23 protein-coding genes and 2 tRNA genes are annotated in these 20,757 nt (G+C 66.0%); 14 read left to right on the top strand and 11 right to left on the bottom strand.

Translation table 11 applies throughout. The features are described from left to right. Positions 1–56 precede the first annotated feature (56 nt). Positions 57–842 carry an exodeoxyribonuclease III gene (locus Q4G14_RS07650; RefSeq protein WP_303361144.1) on the top strand — a complete coding sequence of 262 codons (786 nt, stop codon included), beginning with the start codon at positions 57–59 and terminating at the stop codon, positions 840–842. A gap of 95 nt (positions 843–937) precedes the next feature. Here the strand turns inward: Q4G14_RS07650 and Q4G14_RS07655 are convergent, their stop codons facing one another. Together Q4G14_RS07655 and Q4G14_RS07660 are read right to left on the bottom strand one after the other, a co-directional pair. Further along, positions 938–1,672, bottom strand: coding sequence for a hypothetical protein (locus Q4G14_RS07655; RefSeq protein WP_303361145.1), 735 nt, complete (start codon positions 1,670–1,672; stop codon positions 938–940). A gap of 90 nt (positions 1,673–1,762) precedes the next feature. After that, positions 1,763–2,257: an RNA polymerase sigma factor gene (locus tag Q4G14_RS07660; protein WP_303361146.1), complete on the bottom strand. Its 495-nt coding sequence runs from the start codon at positions 2,255–2,257 to the stop codon at positions 1,763–1,765. A 93-nt stretch (positions 2,258–2,350) separates the two neighbouring features. On the opposite strand from Q4G14_RS07660, the gene Q4G14_RS07665 reads away from it, so the two are divergent. Continuing rightward, entirely contained in the window at positions 2,351–3,751 is a 1,401-nt protein-coding gene (locus Q4G14_RS07665) for a S8 family serine peptidase (protein ID WP_303361147.1), read from the top strand. 28 nt (positions 3,752–3,779) lie between these two features. On the opposite strand, the gene Q4G14_RS07670 is transcribed toward Q4G14_RS07665, so the two are convergent. Beyond that, positions 3,780–4,400, bottom strand: a complete 621-nt coding sequence (locus Q4G14_RS07670) for a DUF4145 domain-containing protein (protein WP_303361148.1) — start codon at positions 4,398–4,400, stop codon at positions 3,780–3,782. Positions 4,401–4,570: 170 nt separating this feature from the next. Next, positions 4,571–4,647: transfer RNA gene (locus Q4G14_RS07675), tRNA-Arg, on the bottom strand. A 98-nt stretch (positions 4,648–4,745) separates the two neighbouring features. Between Q4G14_RS07675 and Q4G14_RS07680 the strand changes: the two genes are divergently transcribed. From Q4G14_RS07680 to Q4G14_RS07735, 12 genes are all read left to right on the top strand, one after another. Further along, a complete protein-coding gene (locus Q4G14_RS07680) occupies positions 4,746–5,759 on the top strand; it encodes a LacI family DNA-binding transcriptional regulator (RefSeq protein WP_303361149.1) in 1,014 nt (337 codons plus the stop codon). Positions 5,760–5,801: 42 nt separating this feature from the next. Then, complete coding sequence (locus tag Q4G14_RS07685) at positions 5,802–6,605, top strand: S49 family peptidase (protein ID WP_303361150.1); 804 nt, start codon at positions 5,802–5,804, stop codon at positions 6,603–6,605. 110 nt (positions 6,606–6,715) lie between these two features. Further along, the gene (locus Q4G14_RS07690) at positions 6,716–7,633 is read left to right on the top strand and encodes a calcium/sodium antiporter (RefSeq protein WP_303361151.1); all 918 of its coding nucleotides are present in this window, start codon (positions 6,716–6,718) and stop codon (positions 7,631–7,633) included. Beyond that, on the top strand, positions 7,630–8,406 hold the full coding sequence (locus Q4G14_RS07695; RefSeq protein WP_303361152.1) for an SDR family oxidoreductase: 777 nt from the start codon (positions 7,630–7,632) through the stop codon (positions 8,404–8,406). Before Q4G14_RS07690 ends, Q4G14_RS07695 begins: the two co-directional genes overlap by 4 nt. Positions 8,407–8,706: 300 nt before the next feature. Next, positions 8,707–10,569 (top strand): excinuclease ABC subunit UvrC, encoded by a 1,863-nt coding sequence (uvrC, locus tag Q4G14_RS07700; protein WP_303361153.1) that lies wholly within the window; start codon positions 8,707–8,709, stop codon positions 10,567–10,569. A 114-nt stretch (positions 10,570–10,683) separates the two neighbouring features. Further along, the gene (pgsA, locus tag Q4G14_RS07705; RefSeq protein WP_303361154.1) at positions 10,684–11,313 is read left to right on the top strand and encodes a CDP-diacylglycerol--glycerol-3-phosphate 3-phosphatidyltransferase; all 630 of its coding nucleotides are present in this window, start codon (positions 10,684–10,686) and stop codon (positions 11,311–11,313) included. Then, positions 11,309–11,557, top strand: coding sequence for a molybdopterin converting factor subunit 1 (gene moaD / locus Q4G14_RS07710; RefSeq protein ID WP_303361167.1), 249 nt, complete (start codon positions 11,309–11,311; stop codon positions 11,555–11,557). The genes pgsA and moaD overlap by 5 nt, the downstream gene beginning before the upstream one ends. A 1-nt stretch (position 11,558) precedes the next feature. Then, positions 11,559–11,993, top strand: a complete 435-nt coding sequence (locus Q4G14_RS07715) for a molybdenum cofactor biosynthesis protein MoaE (RefSeq protein WP_303361155.1) — start codon at positions 11,559–11,561, stop codon at positions 11,991–11,993. 40 nt (positions 11,994–12,033) lie between these two features. Further along, positions 12,034–12,855 (top strand): GNAT family N-acetyltransferase, encoded by an 822-nt coding sequence (locus tag Q4G14_RS07720; protein ID WP_303361156.1) that lies wholly within the window; start codon positions 12,034–12,036, stop codon positions 12,853–12,855. Next, complete coding sequence (locus Q4G14_RS07725; protein WP_303361157.1) at positions 12,852–13,361, top strand: hypothetical protein; 510 nt, start codon at positions 12,852–12,854, stop codon at positions 13,359–13,361. Before Q4G14_RS07720 ends, Q4G14_RS07725 begins: the two co-directional genes overlap by 4 nt. Before the next feature lie 64 nt (positions 13,362–13,425). Beyond that, on the top strand, positions 13,426–14,796 hold the full coding sequence (locus Q4G14_RS07730) for a glutamate--cysteine ligase (RefSeq protein ID WP_303361158.1): 1,371 nt from the start codon (positions 13,426–13,428) through the stop codon (positions 14,794–14,796). A 71-nt stretch (positions 14,797–14,867) separates the two neighbouring features. Continuing rightward, complete coding sequence (locus Q4G14_RS07735; protein ID WP_303361168.1) at positions 14,868–15,956, top strand: SGNH/GDSL hydrolase family protein; 1,089 nt, start codon at positions 14,868–14,870, stop codon at positions 15,954–15,956. A 55-nt stretch (positions 15,957–16,011) separates the two neighbouring features. Here the strand turns inward: Q4G14_RS07735 and plsY are convergent, their stop codons facing one another. From plsY to Q4G14_RS07770, 7 genes are all read right to left on the bottom strand, one after another. Further along, the gene (gene plsY / locus Q4G14_RS07740) at positions 16,012–16,596 is read right to left on the bottom strand and encodes a glycerol-3-phosphate 1-O-acyltransferase PlsY (protein WP_303361159.1); all 585 of its coding nucleotides are present in this window, start codon (positions 16,594–16,596) and stop codon (positions 16,012–16,014) included. A gap of 67 nt (positions 16,597–16,663) precedes the next feature. Beyond that, the gene (pyrC, locus tag Q4G14_RS07745; protein WP_303361160.1) at positions 16,664–17,968 is read right to left on the bottom strand and encodes a dihydroorotase; all 1,305 of its coding nucleotides are present in this window, start codon (positions 17,966–17,968) and stop codon (positions 16,664–16,666) included. Further along, positions 17,965–18,498, bottom strand: a complete 534-nt coding sequence (locus Q4G14_RS07750) for a hypothetical protein (protein WP_303361161.1) — start codon at positions 18,496–18,498, stop codon at positions 17,965–17,967. The genes pyrC and Q4G14_RS07750 overlap by 4 nt, the downstream gene beginning before the upstream one ends. Then, positions 18,495–18,944 carry a hypothetical protein gene (locus Q4G14_RS07755; RefSeq protein WP_303361162.1) on the bottom strand — a complete coding sequence of 150 codons (450 nt, stop codon included), beginning with the start codon at positions 18,942–18,944 and terminating at the stop codon, positions 18,495–18,497. Before Q4G14_RS07755 ends, Q4G14_RS07750 begins: the two co-directional genes overlap by 4 nt. Further along, positions 18,941–19,297, bottom strand: a complete 357-nt coding sequence (locus tag Q4G14_RS07760; RefSeq protein WP_303361163.1) for a hypothetical protein — start codon at positions 19,295–19,297, stop codon at positions 18,941–18,943. Before Q4G14_RS07760 ends, Q4G14_RS07755 begins: the two co-directional genes overlap by 4 nt. Positions 19,298–19,356: 59 nt before the next feature. Then, complete coding sequence (locus tag Q4G14_RS07765) at positions 19,357–20,319, bottom strand: aspartate carbamoyltransferase catalytic subunit (RefSeq protein WP_303361164.1); 963 nt, start codon at positions 20,317–20,319, stop codon at positions 19,357–19,359. 116 nt (positions 20,320–20,435) lie between these two features. Then, positions 20,436–20,511, bottom strand: a tRNA-Ala gene (locus Q4G14_RS07770). Between the last annotated feature and the right edge of the window lie 246 nt (positions 20,512–20,757).

Genomic DNA, 20,757 nt, shown 5'->3' on the forward strand with positions numbered 1-20,757 from the left:
TGGACAGGCCGCGCCGCGCGGGTTAGCACAGGCGCGCCCGGCAAAAGGAGAGGCCCATGTTCACCATCGCCACCTGGAACATCAACTCGGTTCGTCTGCGCGAAGGGCTGGTCGCCCGGCTGCTGACCGAGGAAATGCCGGACATCCTGTGCCTTCAGGAAATCAAAAGCCCGGTGGATAAGATCCCGCTGGAGGCGTTCCGGGCGCTTGGCTATACCCATATCGTGGCGCGCGGGCAAAAGGGCTATAACGGCGTCGCGATCCTGTCGAAATTGCCGATCGAGGATGCGGGCGACCGCGATTATGCCGGGCTGGGCCATGCCCGCCATGTCGCGGCGCGGCTGGAAAATGGCGTGGTGATCCATAATTTCTATGTCCCTGCGGGGGGCGATGTGCCCGACCGCGAGGTGAACGTGAAATTCGGGCAAAAGCTGGATTTCCTGACCGAGATGCGCGACGCCTTTCACGCTGACCGGCCGCAGCGGGCAATCATGGTCGGCGATCTGAACATCGCCCCGCGCGAAGATGACGTGTGGAACCACAAGGCGCTGTTGAAAATCGTCAGCCATACGCCGGTCGAGGTGGAACATCTTGGCGCGGCGCAGGATGCCGGGGCCTGGGTCGATGTGACCCGCAAGGACATCCCCGAGGGCAAGCTTTATTCCTGGTGGTCCTATCGCGCCCGCGACTGGGACGCTGCGGACAAGGGGCGGCGGCTGGATCACATCTGGGCCACGCCCGACATTGCCAATGCCGCCCATAACAGCCGCATCCTGCGCCCGGTGCGCGGGTGGGAGCAGCCGTCAGATCATGTGCCGGTGCTGGCGTCCTTCGATTTGTGAGGGACCGCCCGAAGGTGCGTATTTAGGCAAACAGGAAGCGCGGGGCGGTTTCCTGTTTGCCGAGGATTTTTCCTGAGCGGCGGCCCGGCGGATTGTCAGCCGCGCAGGGCGCGCAGGGCCTCTGTTTCTTCGGTGGGGTCCAGCGGGTCGCCTGCGCCCATCTCGGCCAGTGCGGCGTCCAGCCCCTCGATTTCCGCCGAGGCGGGCACATAGCCATCGGCGGACTGGCCGAATTCGGTTGCAAAGCGGTTGCTCCAGCCGCCGTTGTCGCGGCAGGCGACCGCCACGATGGCGGTTTGGGCGGCGCCGTGGCGTTCGTATTCGCGGCAGATCGTGCCATCGGCGATGCGATAGCTGGCGATGGCGGTGAATTCGCCGTCCTCCAGCACGGTGCCTTCGCCCGAGGGCACCCCTTCGAGTGCGGCGACCAGTGGTGCGGACAGGCCGCCCGGTGCGGGGACAGGGCCGGGGCCGAACAGGCCGGCGGCATAGCCAAAGACGACAGCCGCCGCCGCGACCGAAGCCGCGATGGCTGCGGGCCGCCAGTTGCGGTTGGCCGGGGCAGGGGTGGGATGCGCGATGGCCGCGCTGCTGGCCGCTGCTGTTGCCGTTGGCACGGCAGCGGCACGGATTCGGGCAATCAGGGCGCTGTCGTCATGGGTGGGCAGCGGCGGTGCCGAAGCCGACAATGCGGCCCGCGTGGCGCGGAACATATCGGCCCGTGCGGCCTGTGCGGGATCGGCGGCGATGGCCGCAGCGACGGCGCGGGCCTCGGCCTCGGAGAGTTCGCCATCCACGAACGCCATCAGCATTTCATCGCTTACCTGCATGTCAGACCGTCCTGTTCATCAATTCATGGTCGGCATACGCAGGCCGCCGCAGATTATTCCCAACTAAACTTGCCATACCGCCGGGAAAGTTCATCCATCCATTCCCATCTTGCGTGCCAGGGCCTGCCGCGCGCGGGAAAGGCGGCTCATCACCGTGCCCTTGGGGATGCCCAGCACCTCGGCTGCTTCGGCATAGGACAGTTCATCGACGCAGATCAGGTGCAGGATTTCGCGCTGTTCGTCGGGCAGGGTTTCCATGGCGGCCCATGCGGTTTCCAGCATCAGCCGCGCCTCGATCCCGGCGCCGGGGTCATGGGGCAGCGCCTCGGGGGTTTCGTGAACGTCAATGCCGGTGCCTGCGGTGCGGGCGCGGCGGGTCATGTCGATAAAGGCGTTGCGCATGATGCGGAACAGCCATGGCTGCATCCGGGTCGAGCGGTCAAAGCGCGCCGCATTGCTGATGGCGCGTTCCACGGTGATCTGCACCAGATCGTCGGCCACATCGGCGCGGCGCGACAGAGACAGGCCGAAGCGGCGCAAGCTGGGCAGGTGCCTGACGAGTTCTTCGCCGAAGTCTTTGTCCATCGGTGTGCCTCCGGCGAAAACCTGTTAATGGTCGATACGGGGGAATATTTCGTTTAATCTTGCGTTCATGTCCATATGTCAGGGAAATTTGCCATGATCCGCCGTCTGCTGGTGCTTGCTGCCTTGTCGCTTGTTCTGATCCTGGGGACCGGCGAATGGGATGACCGCGGGGTGCCGGGGCCGTCGATGGCATGGGCGGATGACGACGATGACGATGATGATGACGATGGTGGCGGCAGCAGTTCCAGGGGATCGCGCAGCAGTGGCGGCAACGGCAGCGGGGCGGGCACGACCCGTAGGCCGGGTGAAAACTGGGGCAGCAGTCAGCGCCGCACCATTCAGCGCCAGTCCCGCCAGCCGCGTGCGCAGCAGCCCCGCCGCGCGCAGCCTGCGCGCCGTGCCCCTGCGCCGCCGGCTCCGCCCCCGCCGACGCGGGCCGAGAACGAGATCATCGCCCGTGGTCTGACCGACACGCAACTGACCTCGCTGGAAACCGAAGGCTACAGCCTGATTCTGCGGCGTGATCTGGCGGGAGGGCAATCGCTGGTCCGCCTGCGCAAGCCAGCGGCGGTGGCCATGGATGATGCGCGCGCCGCGATTGCCGCGCTGCCGGGGGTGACGGCGGATTTCAACCACTATTACCGCCCCGAGGCGACAGCGGGCTGCACCGGCGAGTCGTGCCTGATCCGCACCATGGTCGAGTGGCCGTCCGATGTGCAATGCGGCACCGCGCCCTTGATCGGGATGATCGACACCGGCCTGAACGATGCCCATGACGCGCTGTCGCAGGCCAGCATCACGCTGCACCGGATCGAGGACGCCGAGGGCATCGCCCCCTCTGACAAGATCCACGGCACAGGTGTTGCCGCCCTGCTGGTGGGCGATGCCGATTCGCGCACGCCGGGGCTGGTGCCGCATATGCCGCTGGTCGCGGTGGATGCCTTTCACAAATCCGCCAGCGATGAACGCGCCGATGCTTTTGCGCTGGTGCAGGGGCTGGACTGGTTGTCCGAACAGAACGTCCGCATCGTCAACATGAGCCTGGCCGGCCCGATGAACGATCTGCTGTCGGAAAAGATCCAGCAACTGGACGATGACAATATCCTGATCGTTGCCGCTGCCGGAAATGCCGGGCCGCGCGCCGCGCCCGCCTTTCCCGCCGCCTTCGATCGGGTGCTGGCGGTGACGGCGGTGGACCGGCGCGAGCAGGCCTATCGCCGCGCCTCACGCGGGGGGCACATCGACCTTGCCGCGCCGGGGGTCGAGGTCTGGACCGCCGCCTCGATCAGCGGTGCCCGCCCGCAGACCGGCACCTCCTTTGCCGCGCCCTTCGTCACCGCCGCCGCCGCGCTGATCCTGCAAGAAAACCCCGACCTGACCCCCGCCGACCTGCGCGCCCGCCTGCGCGAAAGTGCCCGCGATCTGGGCGCCGAAGGGCAGGACGACATCTATGGCTACGGTCTGCTGACCTTGCCGCAGGTGTGTGGGGGGTAGATGCGTGCGGCTGCGTTGGGGTGGCGGGTCATGGACACGACTGGTCGTCGCGGCGCCGGATCGCCTCCAGCGCCCCGGCGGGCAGATTATCATACACCGCATCAATTTCTTTCGGTTCCGAAATCAGCTTGTCCACGATCAGGTTTAGCAGACGGAACAGCGTTTCAGCGGTGGTCCTGTCATCGCGCAGGTCGATCTGGCCGGGGTGGACGGCGCTGTTTCCGATGACACGCACGGCATCAAGCGCCCTTTGGACACGCACGTCCAAGCCGCCCCGAACCAGTGCGCCAATGTTATCGTTGATGTTCTTCCCCGGCTGGCCGAGTTCTTTGCATAGCTTTTGAATGGCAAGACGGATCAGTGCCGCAGCACCTCTGGGCGAAAATGCAGCACCTCTGGGCGAAAGATCAAGAATGCTGCTGGCTTCATCATAGTCTCGCCGAATGTCGTCTGGCATGTCGGGGTTCGCGGGCGGTGCGCTGCCCGTGTGGGGATAAATAATTTCACGGTCGATCCAAAAAGGAAGGTTTCGGCAATGATTGCATTGGCTTAGACGGGCGTTTGAAATAACGCCATCAGTCTGCTGACCCTTGGCATCGTCGATACCGGGAAGCCGTGGCCCCGACGAGGTCGGCGGATACAGCGCCATCAGAACCGGATCGGGTCTGGCATCATACTTAATTACGCCCAGCAATTTCCAACTTTGATGAGCAAATGCGCCACAATATGGGCAGTTGAAGGCGGTCTTTTTACTGAAGGTGCTTCATACGTCATGATACCGATCACGCTGACTTATTCGACGGTTCAGTGCAAGAAGACTGGTGACCCCGGCAGGATTTGAACCTGCAACCTGCCCCTTAGGAGGGGGCTGCTCTATCCAGTTGAGCCACGGGGCCAGCATCTGTCTTTTCGCGCGATGTGGGGCGAATGGCAAGCTGGACGGCGGGGATGTTGTTCGCTAACACTGGTCCACCCGCCAACAGGATGGCCGTTTATGTCCAGATCCCGCCGCCCCTTGACCCTGCGTGACGTTTCCGAAGCTTCGGGCGTCAGTGAAATGACCGTCAGCCGTGTGCTGCGCAACAGGGGTGATGTGTCGGCGGCGACGCGGGAAAAAGTGCTGACGGCGGCGAAAACGCTGGGCTATGTGCCCAACAAGATCGCGGGCGGGCTGGCCAGTCAGCGGGTGAATCTGGTGGCCATCGTCATCCCCTCGCTGTCGAATCTGGTGTTTCCCGACGTGCTGGGCGGGATCTCGGCTGAACTGGACGACACCGGGCTGCAACCTGTGATCGGCGTCACCAACTATTCCCCCGCGCGCGAAGAAATGGTGCTGTATGACATGTTGTCGTGGCGGCCCTCGGGGGTGATTTTGGCCGGGCTGGAACACAGCAAGGCATCGCGCGCCATGCTGCAAAGCGCGGGCATCCCGGTGGTTGAAATCATGGATACCGACGGTGAGGCGATTGATACCATCGTCGGTATCTCGCACGTCCGGGCCGGGCGGGAAATGGCGGCGCAGATTCTGGCGGCGGGCTATCGCCGTATCGGCTTTGTCGGCACCCACATGCCCGAGGATCACCGCGCCCGCAAACGGCTGGCCGGGTTCGAGGAAGGTCTGGCCGAAGCCGGCGTCACGCTAGAGGCGCGGGAATATTATCAGGGCAATTCGTCGCTGCTGAAGGGGCGCGAGTTGACGCAGCGTATCATGTCGCGCGCGCCGGATCTGGATTTTCTGTATTATTCTAACGATATGATTGGCGCGGGCGGGCTGTTGTGGTGTCTGGATCAGGGCTATGACATTCCGGGCCGGATCGGTCTGGCCGGGTTCAACGGCGTTGATTTGCTGGACGGTTTGCCGGTGCGGCTGACCACCACCGATGCGCGGCGGGTGGAAATCGGGCGGCGGGCGGCGCGGATCGTGGCGGGCAAGGATACGCCGCCGCCGGACCGGGTGGTGGCGCTGACCCCGACCTTTATTCCGGGCGAAACCATCCGCAGCCGCTGAACCGCCTTGCCGCGCCGGGGCGGCCACCTTATCTGACTGCCCATGCGTATTCCGTTCCTTTCCCCCCGCCCGGCGCGTGTCGCCGTCGTTCGTTTGCAGGGCGTTATCGGCGCGGCAGGCCGTGGCGCGCCCGGCCTGTCGGATGCCGTGCTGGCCCCGGTGCTGACCCGCGCCTTTGCCAAGGGCAAACCGCAGGCGGTGGCGCTGGCCATCAACTCGCCTGGCGGGTCGCCGGTGCAATCCTCGCTGATCGCGGCGCGGGTGCGGCGGCTGGCGGACAAGCACGACCTGCCGGTTCACGCCTTTGTCGAGGATGTGGCCGCGTCTGGCGGCTATTGGCTGGCAACGGCGGCGGATCACATCTGGGCGGATGACAGTTCGGTGCTGGGGTCCATCGGGGTGATCTCGGCCGGGTTCGGCTTTCAGGATCTGATCGCGCGCTGGGGCATCGAACGGCGCGTGCATACCGCGGGCCGGTCCAAGTCCACGCTGGACCCGTTCCGCCCCGAAAAGCCCGAGGATGTCGCCCGCCTGCACGCGATCCTTGAACCGATTCACGCCGCCTTCAAGGCGCAGGTGACGGCGCGGCGCGGCCACCGTCTGGCCGCCGACACCGACCTGTTCACGGGCGAGTTCTGGGCCGGGCAAAGGGCCGTCGAACTGGGCCTTGCCGATGGCATCGCACATCTGGAACCCAAGATGCGGGCGCTTTACGGCGATGACCTGCGGTTTTTGCGCTATGGGCTGCGTCAGCCGTGGTTCCGCCGCATCGGCTTGTCGGCGGATGCAGTGGTCGATGCGGCGCAGGACCGCGCCGCCTGGTCGCGCTTTGGGATCGGGGGCTGATGCGGTGATAAAGTCGGTCATCCTGTTTCTGCTGTTCATGATTGCCCTGGCGCTGATCGCCGGGCCGGGGCCGCGCGCCTTTGTTCTCAAGCTGCTGAGGAAGCTGGGCCTTGCTCGTTGATCTGCTGATGATTGCGGCCGGGCTGGTTGTCCTGCTGGTGGGCGGCGAGTTGCTGGTGCGCGGGGCCGTGGCGCTGGCGCTGCGGCTGGGGATCTCGCCCTTGGTGGTGGGGCTGACGGTTGTTGCCTTTGGCACCTCGGCGCCGGAAATGATCGTGTCGGTGTCCGCCGCGTTGCGGGGGGCGACCGATCTGGCGATGGGCAATGTCGTCGGGTCGAACATCGCCAATGTGCTGGTGATCCTTGGCGTTTCCGCGCTGATCGCGCCGATCTATACCCGCGCCGTCGATCTGCGCGAAAGCTGGTGGATCATGGTGGGGGCCTCGGGGCTGTTGATCGCGATGGCGCTGCTGGGGCCGCTGGGGCTGGTGCAGGCCGCGATCCTGCTGGCCGCGTTGGGGCTGACCCTGTGGCGGCAACTGTCCACCGCGAAAGAGGAAGACGCGGGCGTCACCGACCAGCGTGAGCCGTGGTCAAAGACCATCCTCTGGCTGCTGGCCGGGCTGATCGCGCTGCCGGCCGGGGCGCATCTGCTGGTGACGGGGGCGACCGACATCGCCCGCAATCTGGGCGTGTCCGAGGCAGTGATCGGGCTGACGCTGGTGGCCATCGGCACCTCGCTGCCGGAACTGGCGGCATCCGTGGTGGCGGCGCTGCGCGGACGGTCCGATCTGGCGCTGGGCAATGTGGTCGGGTCGAACATCCTGAACATTCTGGCGATTCTGGGCATCACCGCGCTGATAAAGCCGCTGCCCGTGCCGCCGCAGATGCTGCGGCTGGACCTGTGGGTGATGCTGGTGACGGGGCTGTTGCTGTGGCCGTTCCTGTTGCGCGGCATCAGGATCTCGCGCGGGATGGGCGCGGCCTTTGTCGCGGCCTATGCGGCCTATGTCTGGGTGCTGCTGTGACGGGGGCGGCGCTGATTACGGGTGCGGCGCGGCGGCTGGGCCGGGCGATGGCGCTGTATCTGGCCGGGCGCGGGCATCCGGTTGCCATCCACTATGACCGTTCCGCCGACGAGGCCGAGGCCGTGGCGCAGCAGGCGCGCGACATGGGCGTGCCCGCCATCGCGCTGCAAGCCGATCTGCTGGATGATGACGCGACCCGTGCGCTGATCCCGGCGGCGTGTGCGGCGCTGGGGCCGCTGTCGGTGCTGGTGAACAATGCGTCGATCTTTGAATATGACACCATCCACAGCGCCACGCGCGCAAGCTGGGATCGTCATATCGGGTCGAACCTGCGCGCGCCATTCTGGCTGATGCAGGATTTCGCCGCGCAGGCCCCCCCAGCCGATCTGTCTGGTAAGGAACCGCGCGCCACCGGCCTGATCGTCAACATGGTCGATCAGCGGGTGCTGAAACCAACGCCCGAGTTCATGACCTATTCGCTGGCCAAGGCGGGCCTGTGGGCACTGACCCGCACGGCGGCGCAGGCGCTGGCCCCCGCGATCCGGGTCAACGCCATCGGTCCCGGCCCGACCATGCGCGGTGCCCGCCAAAGCCAGCAGCATTTCGACGGGCAGCGCGCCGCGACCATCCTGCAACGCGGGGCGGGGCCGGATGATGTGGTGGCGGCGCTGGGCTATTTTCTGGATGCGCCCGCCGTGACGGGGCAGTTGATTTGCGTGGACGGCGGCCAGCATCTGGGCTGGCGCACGCCTGACGTGCAGGGGGTGGAATGACCTTGCGCCTGCGCCGCAGCGTCAATTTGTCCACTTTGCCGCGCACCATAACAAAAGCGTCATGATTCCTGCTTGTTTATCAGGCCGTTGTCGGTGGGTTGAAAAAGAATCGTTTAAAATCATGCGGATATTTACCTGCCTAAAATTCAGGCACATTTACGAAGTCTTAACAATCGCTGGCAAAAACCGGGCTGGGAAAATCTCGCCCACAGAGTTATCCACAGATTCCGTGGACAGCTTTGCCCTTGATCTTTGCTGCCCCAGCTTGCAGCCGGGCGGGGGAATCACACATTTGATGCCATGACCGATTCCCTGCCCCCCAAAACCGGCCAGCCGGTGATTCAGGATTACCTGCGCACGCTGGATTCCAGCCCCGGCGTGTATCGGATGCTGGATGCGCAGGGGGCGGTTCTGTATGTCGGCAAGGCGCGGAACCTGCGGGCGCGGGTGTCGAACTATGCCCGCGACACCGGCCACACGGCGCGCATCGCCCGGATGATCCGGGAAACCTGCTCGATGATGTTCCTGACCACGCGCACCGAAACCGAGGCGCTGTTGCTGGAGCAGAACCTCATCAAGCAGCTTAAGCCGCGCTATAACGTGCTGCTGCGCGATGACAAATCATTCCCCAACATTCTGGTGGCCAAGTCGCACCCCTTCGCGCAGATCAAGAAACATCGCGGCGCCAAGTCGGAAAAGGGCGACTATTACGGCCCCTTTGCCAGCGGCACGGCGGTAAACCGGACGCTGAACCAGCTTCAGCGCGTGTTCCTGCTGCGCAACTGCACCGATTCCATGTTTGAATCGCGCACGCGCCCCTGTCTGATGTATCAGATCAAACGGTGCAGCGCGCCCTGTGTGGGCAAGATTTCCGAACCGGATTATGCCGCGCTGGTGGCAGATGCCGAACTGTTCCTGCAAGGCAAATCCACCCGCGTGCAGGCCGATCTGGCCGATCAGATGGCCGCCGCCGCCGAGGCGATGGAATACGAACGCGCCGCTGCCCTGCGCGACCGGATCAAGGCCCTGACCGCCGTGCAGTCGGTTCAGGCGATCAACCCGCGCGGCGTGCCCGAGGCCGACATCGTGGCCCTGCATATGGACAGCGGGCAGGCGTGCGTGCAGGTGTTCTTTATCCGCGCCAACCAAAGCTGGGGCAACCGCGACTTTTACCCTCGGCTGGGCGGCGCGGAATCGGCGGACGAGGTGATGCAGGCGTTTCTGCTGCAATTCTACGATGACAAGCCGCCGCCGCGTCAGATCCTGCTGTCGCACCCGCCCCAGGACCCCGACCTGACCGCCGAGGTTCTGTCGGAACGCGCGGGCCGCAAGGTCGAGCTGTTAACCCCGCAGCGCGGCGAAAAGCTGGAACTGGTCACGAACGCGCTGCGCAATGCCCGCGAATCGCTGGCCCGCCGCATGTCCGAAAGCGCGACGCAACTGCGCCTGCTGGCCGGTCTGGCCGAGGCCTTCGACCTGCCCGGCCCGCCGCAACGGATCGAGGTTTACGACAACTCGCACATCATGGGCACCGCGCCGGTGGGCGGGATGATCGTCGCCGGGCCAGAGGGCTGGATGAAGAACCAGTATCGCAAGTTCAACATCAAGGGCACCGAGATTACCCCCGGCGACGATTTTGGCATGATGCGCGAGGTGCTGACCCGCCGCTTTGCCCGCCTGCTGAAAGACGACCCCGACCGCCAGACCGAGGCGTGGCCCGACCTGCTGCTGATCGACGGCGGCGCGGGGCAGGTGTCGGCGGTGGACGGTATCCTGACGGAAATGGGCGTGAACGACATTCCCGTCATCGGCGTGGCCAAGGGCGTGGACCGCGACCACGGCAAAGAGGAATTCCACCGCCCCGGCGCGCGGCCCATGGCGCTGCGCATGAACGATCCGGTGCTGTATTTCATCCAGCGCCTGCGCGACGAGGCGCACCGCTGGGCCATCGGCACCCACCGCGCGCGGCGCAGCAAACAGGCGCTGGCCAACCCGCTGGACGACATCCCCGGCGTCGGCGCGGCCCGCAAACGCGCGCTGCTGGCCCATTTCGGCAGCGCCAAGGCGGTGCGCGGTGCCGGTCTGGCCGATCTGCAAGCGGTGCCGGGCATCAGCGCGGCCATGGCGCAGACGATTCATGATTATTTCAACCCCGACCGCTAGAGGCCTCCGGCTTTGTGCATTACCCGCGCCGGGGGTTGCGCAATGCCGTGCCTGATCCCGCATCGGCTGATCTGCCCCCTTCCCAAAGCCATCGGCAGACACTAGCTTCGCCTCATGCGCTGGACCGTGCCCAATATCCTGACCATGATGCGGCTGATCGCGGCGCCTGCCGTTCCGATCATGTTTCTGTATTTTCACCGCCCCTTTGCCGATTTCGCGGCGCTGACGCTGTTCATCCTTGCGGCGATCACCGACTGGTTCGACGGCCACCTTGCCCGGAGCTGGCAACAGGAAAGCCGCTTTGGCGCCGCGATGGACCCGATTGCCGACAAGGCGATGGTGGTGATCGCGCTGGTCGTCATCACCGGCTATTCCGGGATGAACCCGTGGCTGATCCTGCCCGTCTCGGTGATCCTGTTTCGCGAAGTCTTCGTGTCGGGCCTGCGCGAATTTCTGGGCGACAAGGCCGGGCTGCTGAAAGTCACCCATATCGCCAAGTGGAAAACCACGGCGCAGATGGTCGCCATCGCCACGCTGTTTCTGGGCACCGGGCTGGACTATATCGAACACGGCCAGCCGCCGCGCGTGGGCGAACCGGGCCTGCCATGGTCCACCACATGGTCGGCACTGGCAACCCAGACCGGGCTGCTGCTGATCTGGATCGCGGCGGCGCTGACCGCGCTGACCGGCTGGGATTACTTCAGCAAGGCCCGCCCTTACCTGAGGGATCACCATGGCGATTGAGGTGCTTTACTTTGCATGGCTGCGCGAACGCATCGGCGTGCCGCGCGAAACGGTGGAAACCAGCGCCGCGACCGTGGCGGATCTGGTCGATGAACTGCGCGCCCGCGACGATTGGCACGCCGCCGCCTTTGCCGATCTGTCGGCGATCCGCTGCGCCGTCGATCAGCGTCTGGTGCCGCTGGACACGCCGCTTGGCCCCGCCGCGCGCGAGGTTGCCTTTTTCCCGCCCATGACCGGCGGCTAGGATGAGCGCGCGCGTCCAGACCGACCCTTTCGATACCGCCGCCGAACTGGCCGGCTTTGGGCAGGGTGCCGGCGCGGTCGTCACCTTCACCGGCCTTGTCCGCGACGATACCGGCACCATGCAGGCGCTGGAAATCGAACATTACCCCGGCATGACCGAACGCGCGCTGACCGATTACGGCGAACAGGCCGCCGCCCGCTTTGGGCTGAGCGACTGGCGGATCATCCATCGCCATGGCCGGCTGAGCGTGGGCGAACCCATCATGATGGTCGCCACCGCCGCCCGCCACCGCCGCGCTGCCTTTGACGCGGCCGATTACCTGATGGACTGGCTGAAATCGCGCGCGCCATTCTGGAAACGCGAGATCGGCCCGGATGGACAGGGCGAATGGGTCGCGGCCAAAGACAGTGACGAAGCGGCATTGTCGCGGTGGTAAGCTTCCTGTTTGTCCAAATACGCAAAGGACGCTGCCATCCATGATGCCGCTGCCGCCTGCCGAAATCCCTGCCGCGCTGGACTGGCTGGCCGCCCATGCGCAAGGCCCGGTGTTTCTGGAATCGAATCTGCGCAGCTATGGGCTGAACGGCGATGATCCGCGATCCCTGCGCATCTGGCGCGGTGTGGCGGGGATGGTCGGCCTGACCAATGCCGGGGTGCTGCTGCCGCAAATGCCGCGCGGCGATTGGGCGGCGGCGCGCATCGCGCTGTCGGGGCAATGCGTAACCGGGGTCATCGGCGCCGAGGATCAGGTGCAGGCTGCCCGCGCCGTGCTGGCGCTGAACGGGCCGGTGACGCTGGACCGGGGCGAGCCTGCCTTTGCGCTGCACCTGAATGATCTGATCCTGCCCGATTGCACCGGGCTGGACCTGCGCGGCATCACCTCCGCCGATCTGCCGCTGCTTTATGGCTGGAACGCCGATTACCGGGTGGAAATTCTGGGCGATGATCCGGCCACCGCGCAACGGCTGGCCCGCGCCAATATCGACACCTATGCCGCCGAACAAAGCCACCGCATCCTGTGGCACGGCGATCAGCCCGTGGCGCTGACCGGCTTTAACGCCCGGCTGCCCAACCTTGTGCAGATCGGCGGCGTCTATACCCCGCCGCCCCTGCGCGGGTGCGGCTATGCCCGTGCCGCCGTCGCGCTGCATCTGGCTCAGGCGCGGGGGCAGGGCGTCAGCCGCGCCTTTCTGTTTGCCGCCAGCGATATGGCCGCGCGCGCCTATACCGGCATCGGCTTTCGCCCTGCCGGGCGGGTGCGGCTGCTGATCCTTGCCCAACCCCATAACATCCCATGATCCGCCCCGATCTGATCGAACGTCTGCGCCCATGGGGCGAATCGCTGGCCGCCATGGCCACCGCGCTGACCTGCCTGTGGATCACCCGTCTGGGCGGCTGGTTCTTTGGCGCGCTTGGGCTGGCTGGCGGGGTGGTTGCCCTGCTGTGGCTGATTGCCGCGCTGCGCCGCGCCCGCTTTGCCCGCGCCATCACCGCCCCCGGCGTGGTGGAAATCGACGAAGGCGCGATCCGCTATTACGGCGCGCCGGTTCTGGGCGGAGAAATCGCGCTGCGCGACCTGTCGGAAATCCGCCTGCTGACCCTGCAAGGCGCGGCCCATTGGCGGCTGCGCGCGCAAGACGGGCAGGCGCTGCTGATCCCGGTGGATGCGGCAGGCGCGCCGCTGCTGGCCGATGCCTTTGCCACGCTGCCCGGCATCGACATGGGGACCATCGCGGCGGCGCTTGCCACCGGCGGCGACGGCGCTGCGCCACCGATGCGCACCCTTTGGCGCAGACCCGCCTGACACCGCTTGACTAACGCCACGGTGATTGCCACCTGTCACCGGCAGTCAACAGAAAGGGCCGCTCATGTCCATTCCTCAACAGGGCGGCGGCCCGATCGAATCCCGTGACCAACTGGCGGCCTATGTCGCCTCGGGCGAAAAGCCGCGCGCGGATTGGCGCATCGGCACGGAACACGAAAAGTTCGGCTATTCCAAGGATCAACTGCTGCCGCTGCCCTATGACGGACCGCAGTCGATTCACGCCATGCTGACCGGCTTGCAGGAACGGTTCGGCTGGTCGCCGGTCTTTGAACAGGACAAGCTGATCGGCCTGCACCGCGACGGCGCGAATGTCTCGCTGGAACCGGGCGGGCAGCTGGAGCTGTCGGGCGCGCCGCTGGAAACCATCCACCAGACCTGTGACGAGGTGAACCAGCATCTGGCCGAGGTGCGCGCGGTGGCCGATGACATTGGCGCCGGTTTCATCGGGCTGGGGGCCGCGCCCATCTGGGGGCAGGATCAGATGCCGATGATGCCCAAGGGCCGCTATGCGCTGATGACCCCCTATATGGAAACGGTCGGCACTCTGGGCACGCAGATGATGTATCGCACCTGCACCGTGCAGGTGAATCTGGACTTCGCGTCCGAGGCGGACATGGTGCAGAAGCTGCGCGTGGCCCTGGCGCTGCAACCTGTGGCGACGGCGCTGTTTGCCAATTCGCCGTTTCTGGACGGCAAGCCGAACGGGATGAAGTCATGGCGCGCCCATATCTGGCAAAACCTTGACGAAGCGCGCACCGGGATGCTGCCCTTCGTGTTCGAGGACGGCTTCGGCTACGAGGCGTGGGTGGATTACGTCCTCGATGTGCCGATGTATTTCGTCTATCGTGACGGCAAATATATCAACGCCTTGGGGCAATCGTTCCGCGATTTTCTGAACGGTCGCCTGCCCGCCCTGCCGGGCGAGGTTCCCACGCTGTCGGATTGGGCCGACCACATGACCACCGTATTCCCCGAAGCCCGCGTCAAGAAATATATCGAGATGCGCGGTGCGGATGGCGGCCCGTGGCGGCGGCTGTGCGCGCTGCCCGCGCTGTGGGTCGGGCTGCTCTACGATCAGGGCGCGCTGGATGCCGCCAGCGACCTGATCCGGGGCTGGGATGCCGAAACCCGCGAAGGTCTGCGCCGCGCCGCCGCCCGCGATGCGCTGCAAGGGCAGGTCGGCAATATCCGCCTGCACGATCTGGCGCGCGAGGTGCTGGCCATCGCCGAACAGGGCCTCAAGTCCCGCGCCCGCCCCGGCGCAGGCGGCCTTGTGCCTGACGAAACCCATTTCCTGAATGCCCTGCGCGAAAGCGTGGACAGCGGGCAGGTGCCGTCCGATGAATTGCTGGCGAAATATCACGGCGAATGGGCGGGCGACCTGTCGCGCATCTATGCCGAATACGCCTATTGACCCAGGCGACCCACGCTCACATTCCTGTTACGATGCGCCGGTAAGACGTGCGGACAACAGGAGAAACCGTGATGCGCAGCCTTATCCTTGCCCTTGTCCTTGCCGTTCCGGCAGGGGCGCAGGCGTCGGTCGTGACCGATACGTTCACCAGCTATTGGGCCTTGGGCGACAGTCTCAGCGATAATGGCAACCTCAACCGGATCGCCTTTGGCATCGGCACCAAACTGGCCCCGACCTCGGGCAGCGTGGGGCAGGGGGCCTATTACCAGACCGGGAAATGGTGGTCGGGGCTGTATGGCCGCTTTTCCAACGGCCCGACCTTTGCCGAACATATCGCCTCTGACTTCTCGGCTGCGGGTCGGGTGACCGGCAATTTCGCCTATGGCGGTGCCGAAGCGGCTGAACCCTCCAGCGCCTTTGACATGACGCCCGGTCTGGCATGGCAGCAAGGCCAGCTTGCCGACCGCAAATCCCGGTTCGGAGACCGCCCGCTGGTGTCCCTGCTGATGGGCGCCAACGACATTTTCGATGCGCTTGGCAGCAACGATCCGGCGCGGCAGGCGGTATCGGCTGCCCGTGCCGCCGCCGATGCCGTGACCGGCGCGGCGCAGTTCCTGTCGGGGCATGGCGTCAGCGACTTTCTGATCGCCAACCTGCCCGACATCGGGCTGACCCCGGCCTATTCGGTCTTTCAGCCCTCGCTGGCGGGGATTGCAACGGCGGCCAGCCTTGCCTTTAACGAACGGCTGGCGGCAAATGTGAACGACTTGCGCCATGCCGGGCTGAACGTGGTTGAACTGGATCTGTTCAGCGTCATTCACGATATGGTCGCCGACCCGCCGTCCTATGGCTTTGGCGATGTGAAAATGCCCTGCATGTTCCAGTCCTCGGGGCAGGCGTCGTCCTTTGGACAGGCCAAGCAATGCAGCGCCGCCGATTCCCGCACGCGGCTGTTCTTTGACAGCGTGCATCCGAACTATCTGGCCCATCAGCAGGTCGGCGAGATGGCGCTGAACGCGCTCAGCGCCAATCTGTCGCCGATGGCGATGATGATGGCAACGACGGCCCTGACCCCCGCCCCGGTGCCGCTGCCTGCCGGTGCGCCGCTGATCCTGGCCGCCATCGGCGCGCTGGCGCTGTTCCGCCGCCGCAGCGCCTGACCGCCCTGCACACAGCCGGGGGCCACGCCGCCCCCGGTCCCGGCATAAAGGCGACCTAGCCCTTGCGCCCGATCTGTGGCTCGGTTCCGTCCAGCAGCCGGGCTATATTGGCACGGTGCCGCACAAAGATCAGCGCCGCCATGAACGCCGCCGCCGCCGCCAGCGACCACAGCCCCAAAGCCCCCGCCACGACCGGCACCAGCGCAGCGGCAATCAGCGCCGACAGTGAACTGATCCGGCTGATGGCCGCCGTCACGGTCCATGCCGCACAGGCCAACAGCCCCAGCGGCCAATGCAGCGCGATCAGCGTGCCCAGAAAGGTCGCAACCCCCTTGCCGCCGCGAAAGCCCAGCCAGACCGGGAAACAATGGCCCAGAAAGGCCGCCGCCCCGGCCAGCAAAGCCGCTGCCTCGCCACCGAAATGACGCGCCAGCAGCACCGCAATGGCCCCCTTGCCGGAATCCAGCAGCAGGGTCGCCAGCGCGGCCCCCTTGTTGCCGGTGCGCAGAACATTCGTCGCGCCGATATTCCCCGACCCGATCTGCCGCAAATCGCCCAAGCCCAAGGCCCGCGTGATGACCAGCCCGAACGGCACCGATCCCAGCAGATAACCGAACACCATCCAGATCATCGCGCTCATACCCATGCCCTGCTGTCTTTCGTTTGCAAATATCCTGGGGGGAATCGCCGCTTGCGGCGATGGGGGGCTAGCCCCCCTGCGGCGGCGAAACCGGCGCGCCGGCCTGTTCACCGAACACAGCGCGGCCGGCAACCCAGGTGCCGATCACGCGGCCCTCCATCCGGGCACCGTCAAAGGGCGTGTTCTTGGATTTCGACTCCAGCGTAAAGCGATCCAGCACAAAGGGCGCGTCGGGGTCGAACAGCACCAGATCGGCGGGCGCGCCATCCGACAGCCGCCCCGCGTCCAGCCCCAGCCGCCGCGCCGGGTTCAGCGACATGGCCCGCCACAATTGCGGCAGGCTCAGCCCGCCCTGATGATACAGACGCATCGCCGCAGGCAGCAGGGTTTGCAGGCCGACTGCGCCGGGGGCGGCGGCCTCGAAGGGCAGGCGCTTGGATTCCTCGTCCTGCGGGGTGTGGAACGATGCGATCACGTCGATGTCGCCATCCGCCACCGCCTGCACCATGGCCATGCGGTCATCCTCGGATCGCAGGGGCGGGGTAAAGCGGAAAAACGTCCGGTAATCGCCCACGTCGAATTCGTTCAGCGCCAGATGATGGATCGAGATGCCCGCCGTCACATCCAGCCCGGCATCGCGCGCGCGGCGCAGGGCGGGCAGGCTGGCGGCGACGGTGATCTGATCGGCGTGCCAGCGTGCGCCGGTCATCGCCACCAGCGCCAGATCGCGGTCCAGCCCCATGACCTCGGCCATGGGGGATACGGCGGGGATACCGTAAAGCGAGGCGAACTTGCCGCTGGTCGCCGCAGCGCCGCGCGACAGGCTGGCGTCTTGCGGGTGGCCGACGATCAGCGCCCCCAGAGACCGCGCATAGCTCATGCAGCGCGACAGAACCTTGCTGTCGCCCACCACGCGCACCCCGTCGGTAAAGGCCACCGCGCCCGCATCCGACATCAGCCCCAGTTCCACCATTTCGCGCCCGTCGCGGCCCTTGGTCAGCGCGGCCATATGGCGGATGTTCACCGGCGCATCGGCGGCGCGGCGGGCGACGAATTCCAGCGCCTCGGGCGTGTCGATGGGCGGGATCGTGTCGGGGCGGGCGATGATCGTGGTGACGCCGCCCGCCGCCGCTGCCCGGCCCGCGCTGCGGAAACTTTCCTTGTGGCGCTCGCCCGGTTCGCCGATCTTGACGCCCCAATCCACCAGCCCCGGAGCCAGACACTTGCCGCCGCAGTCGATGATCGTCGCGCCTTCGGGCGGGGCGTCGGCGTTGCGAGCGGTGATGCGGCCACCCTGAGCGGTCAGGCTGCCGGGGGCATCGGTCTGCGCCTCGGGGTCGATCAGGCGGGCGTTGATGAAATGCAGGGTCATGGCGTCCTCCGGGCGTTAAAGGCGGCCTGACGCGCGGCCGTCACCGCTGTCAGGATACGGTCGCCGTCTTTCAGGTGGATGAAACGCGGGCTGTCGCCGCCGAAATGCAGCGTTGTCAGCCCATGATCGCCGGGTTCCAGCACCGGCTGCGCCTTGCGTGACAGGGCGTGGGCACGAAAGGCCAAAGGGTCACGCTGATGCGCGATCAGCGCCCGGCGGTCGGTGACGGCATAGGCCGTCTGCTGCAAGGCGCGGCTGCGCTGCCGCATGGCACGGAACGGCCAGCCCGTCACCAGCAGCGCCCCCAGCAACAGCAGCAAAAAGATCACCGCCCGCGCCCCCGGATCGCCCGCCGGTGACGACAGCCAGCGATCCAGCACCAGCAGCGCGGCCACCCCCACGGCACCAAGCCCGCCGATCAGCCATTCGGCCTGCGTGGGCCGGATCAGCGCCAGTGCGGGAAAGGGGCGACCGGCCCACAGCAGGGCCTCGCCCTGTTCCAGATGCTGCCGCCAGTCGTAAGGTTTCATGCCTTCTTGCCCTCGATCATAGCCATGGCGGCGGCAGAGTTTTCCAGATGGCGGATCAGGATCTTGCGCCCGCCGCGCGTGACCACCTGCACATCGCCCATCAGGCGGCGCACGGTGGCAATATCGCCACGCTCGACCCTTTCTTGGCCGGGGCCGATCAGGGCGCGGTTGGTCAGCAGCCAGGTGGCCCGCATCGCATCGGGAAAGAACCAGACGCCCCGAAAGGCAATCGCGGCAAAGGTGCCGAACACCCCGGTCCATAACAGATGCCCGCGCCCGATGGCCCACAGGATCAGCACCACCATAATCGCGCCCCCCGCCGCCAGCGCGACGTGATCGCGGATATAGCGGGCGCGGTCGGGGGTAAGGCGCGCGATCTCGCGCTCGCCATCGGGCAGGACGGGCGGGGGCAGGCGGTCACGATAGGCGGGGCTGCGGTCAGTCACGCGGCAAACCTTTCGCGGGTGGCGTCAAGGGCGCGGTGCAGGCGGGCAGCGCGCGGCAGGTCGTCGATCCGGGCCAGCACCGCGCCCTGCGGTGACGTGACCGTTATGCGGCGCGACAGAGGGCCAAGCCGAATGCCGCTGATCTGCGACAAGGCGATGTCGTCGCCGCGGTCAGAGATCAGGCGCAGGTTGGTCACGCCCCAGCGGCAGGCAGGCTGGAACAGGGCCACCATCACAAGGCCAATACCGCCGCCGATCAGGCCCGGCCAAAAGGGAAACGTCACCCCCAGCAGCCCGGCGGCCCAAAACAGCACAATAAAAGATGCGGTGAACAGCGCAATATTGACGACCAAGCCCAACCAGCGTGGCGATTCTTGGCATATCACCTGCTCGCCCGGTTGCAGCGCGGGTGTCACGCCATCACCCCGGTTGCGGCGCGGCCACGCTCGGCCCGGAGGTTGCGCGCCAGCAGGTCCAGCACCGCCATGCGCACGGCGACGCCCATTTCCACCTGATCCTGAATCACGCTGCGGTTGATGTCATCGGCGATGGTGCCGTCGATTTCCACGCCGCGATTCATCGGGCCGGGGTGCATGACGATGGCATCGGGCGCGGCCAGAGCCAGCTTTTCCGCATCCAGCCCCCAGCGGTGGAAATATTCGCGCTCCGAGGGGATAAAGCCGCCGTCCATGCGTTCCTTTTGCAGCCTCAGCATCATCACGACGTCAGCGCCCTTCAGCCCCTGCCGCATGTCGTCGAACACCTCGACCCCCATATCGCGCGCGCCCGTGGGCATCAGCGTTGGCGGGCCGATCAGGCGGATGCGGTTTTCCATCTTGCCCAGCAGGATCAGGTTCGAGCGCGCCACGCGGCTGTGCGCAATATCGCCGCAGATCGCCACCGTCAGCCGTTGCAGCCGCCCCTTGGCCCGGCGGATCGTCAGCGCATCCAGCAGCGCCTGCGTCGGGTGTTCGTGCCGCCCGTCGCCCGCGTTGATGACGGCGCAATTCACCTTGGACGCCAGCAGGTTGACCGCCCCCGATTGCGGGTGCCGCACCACCAGCAGATCGGGGTGCATGGCGTTCAGCGTCATCGCCGTGTCGATCAGCGTCTCGCCCTTTTTCACGCTGGATTGCGCGACGGCCATGTTCATCACATCCGCCCCCAGACGCTTGCCCGCCAATTCAAAGCTGGCCTGCGTGCGGGTCGAATTTTCAAAGAACATGTTGATTTGGGTCATGCCCTCCAGCGCGTCGGCATGCTTCACCGTGCGCCGGTTCAGCTCGACATAGCGTTCGGCCAGATCCAGCAGGGTGACGATTTCAGCCGGGGCCAGATGGTCGATGCCAAGCAAGTGGCGCGCGCGGAAAGTCATTTCAGCCTCGTCAGCGGCGATGCGGGGACAGCCGGTCTATGACACAGCCGGACCATTGGCGGCAAGGGCGCGATGGCGATGACCGCCCGTCTGTTTATCGCTGTCAGGGGTGAATTTGGTGGAGCCAAGGGGAGTCGAACCCCTGACCTCTTGAATGCCATTCAAGCGCTCTACCAACTGAGCTATGGCCCCACCGGAGGTCCGCAGCGGTGCCTCAGCGCCGTCGCGTGGGGGGTCGTATAGGGGGGGGCGCGGCGGGGTGCAAGCGGAAAATTCGTCGTTTTGTGACAAGATGCAAAGAATGTCGCGGATCGGGGCCGGGCAGGGGGTGGATGTGAAAACGGGGCCGCGATGGCCCCGTCACATGCTCGCCGGAAAAGCGGGCTTAGTCTTCGTCGTCGCTGCTGACATCGGCGATGTCGTCCAGCGACACGTCGC

Source organism: Paracoccus sp. (in: a-proteobacteria) (assembly GCF_030538755.1).
In the GTDB taxonomy this organism is placed as follows: Bacteria; Pseudomonadota; Alphaproteobacteria; order Rhodobacterales; family Rhodobacteraceae; genus Paracoccus.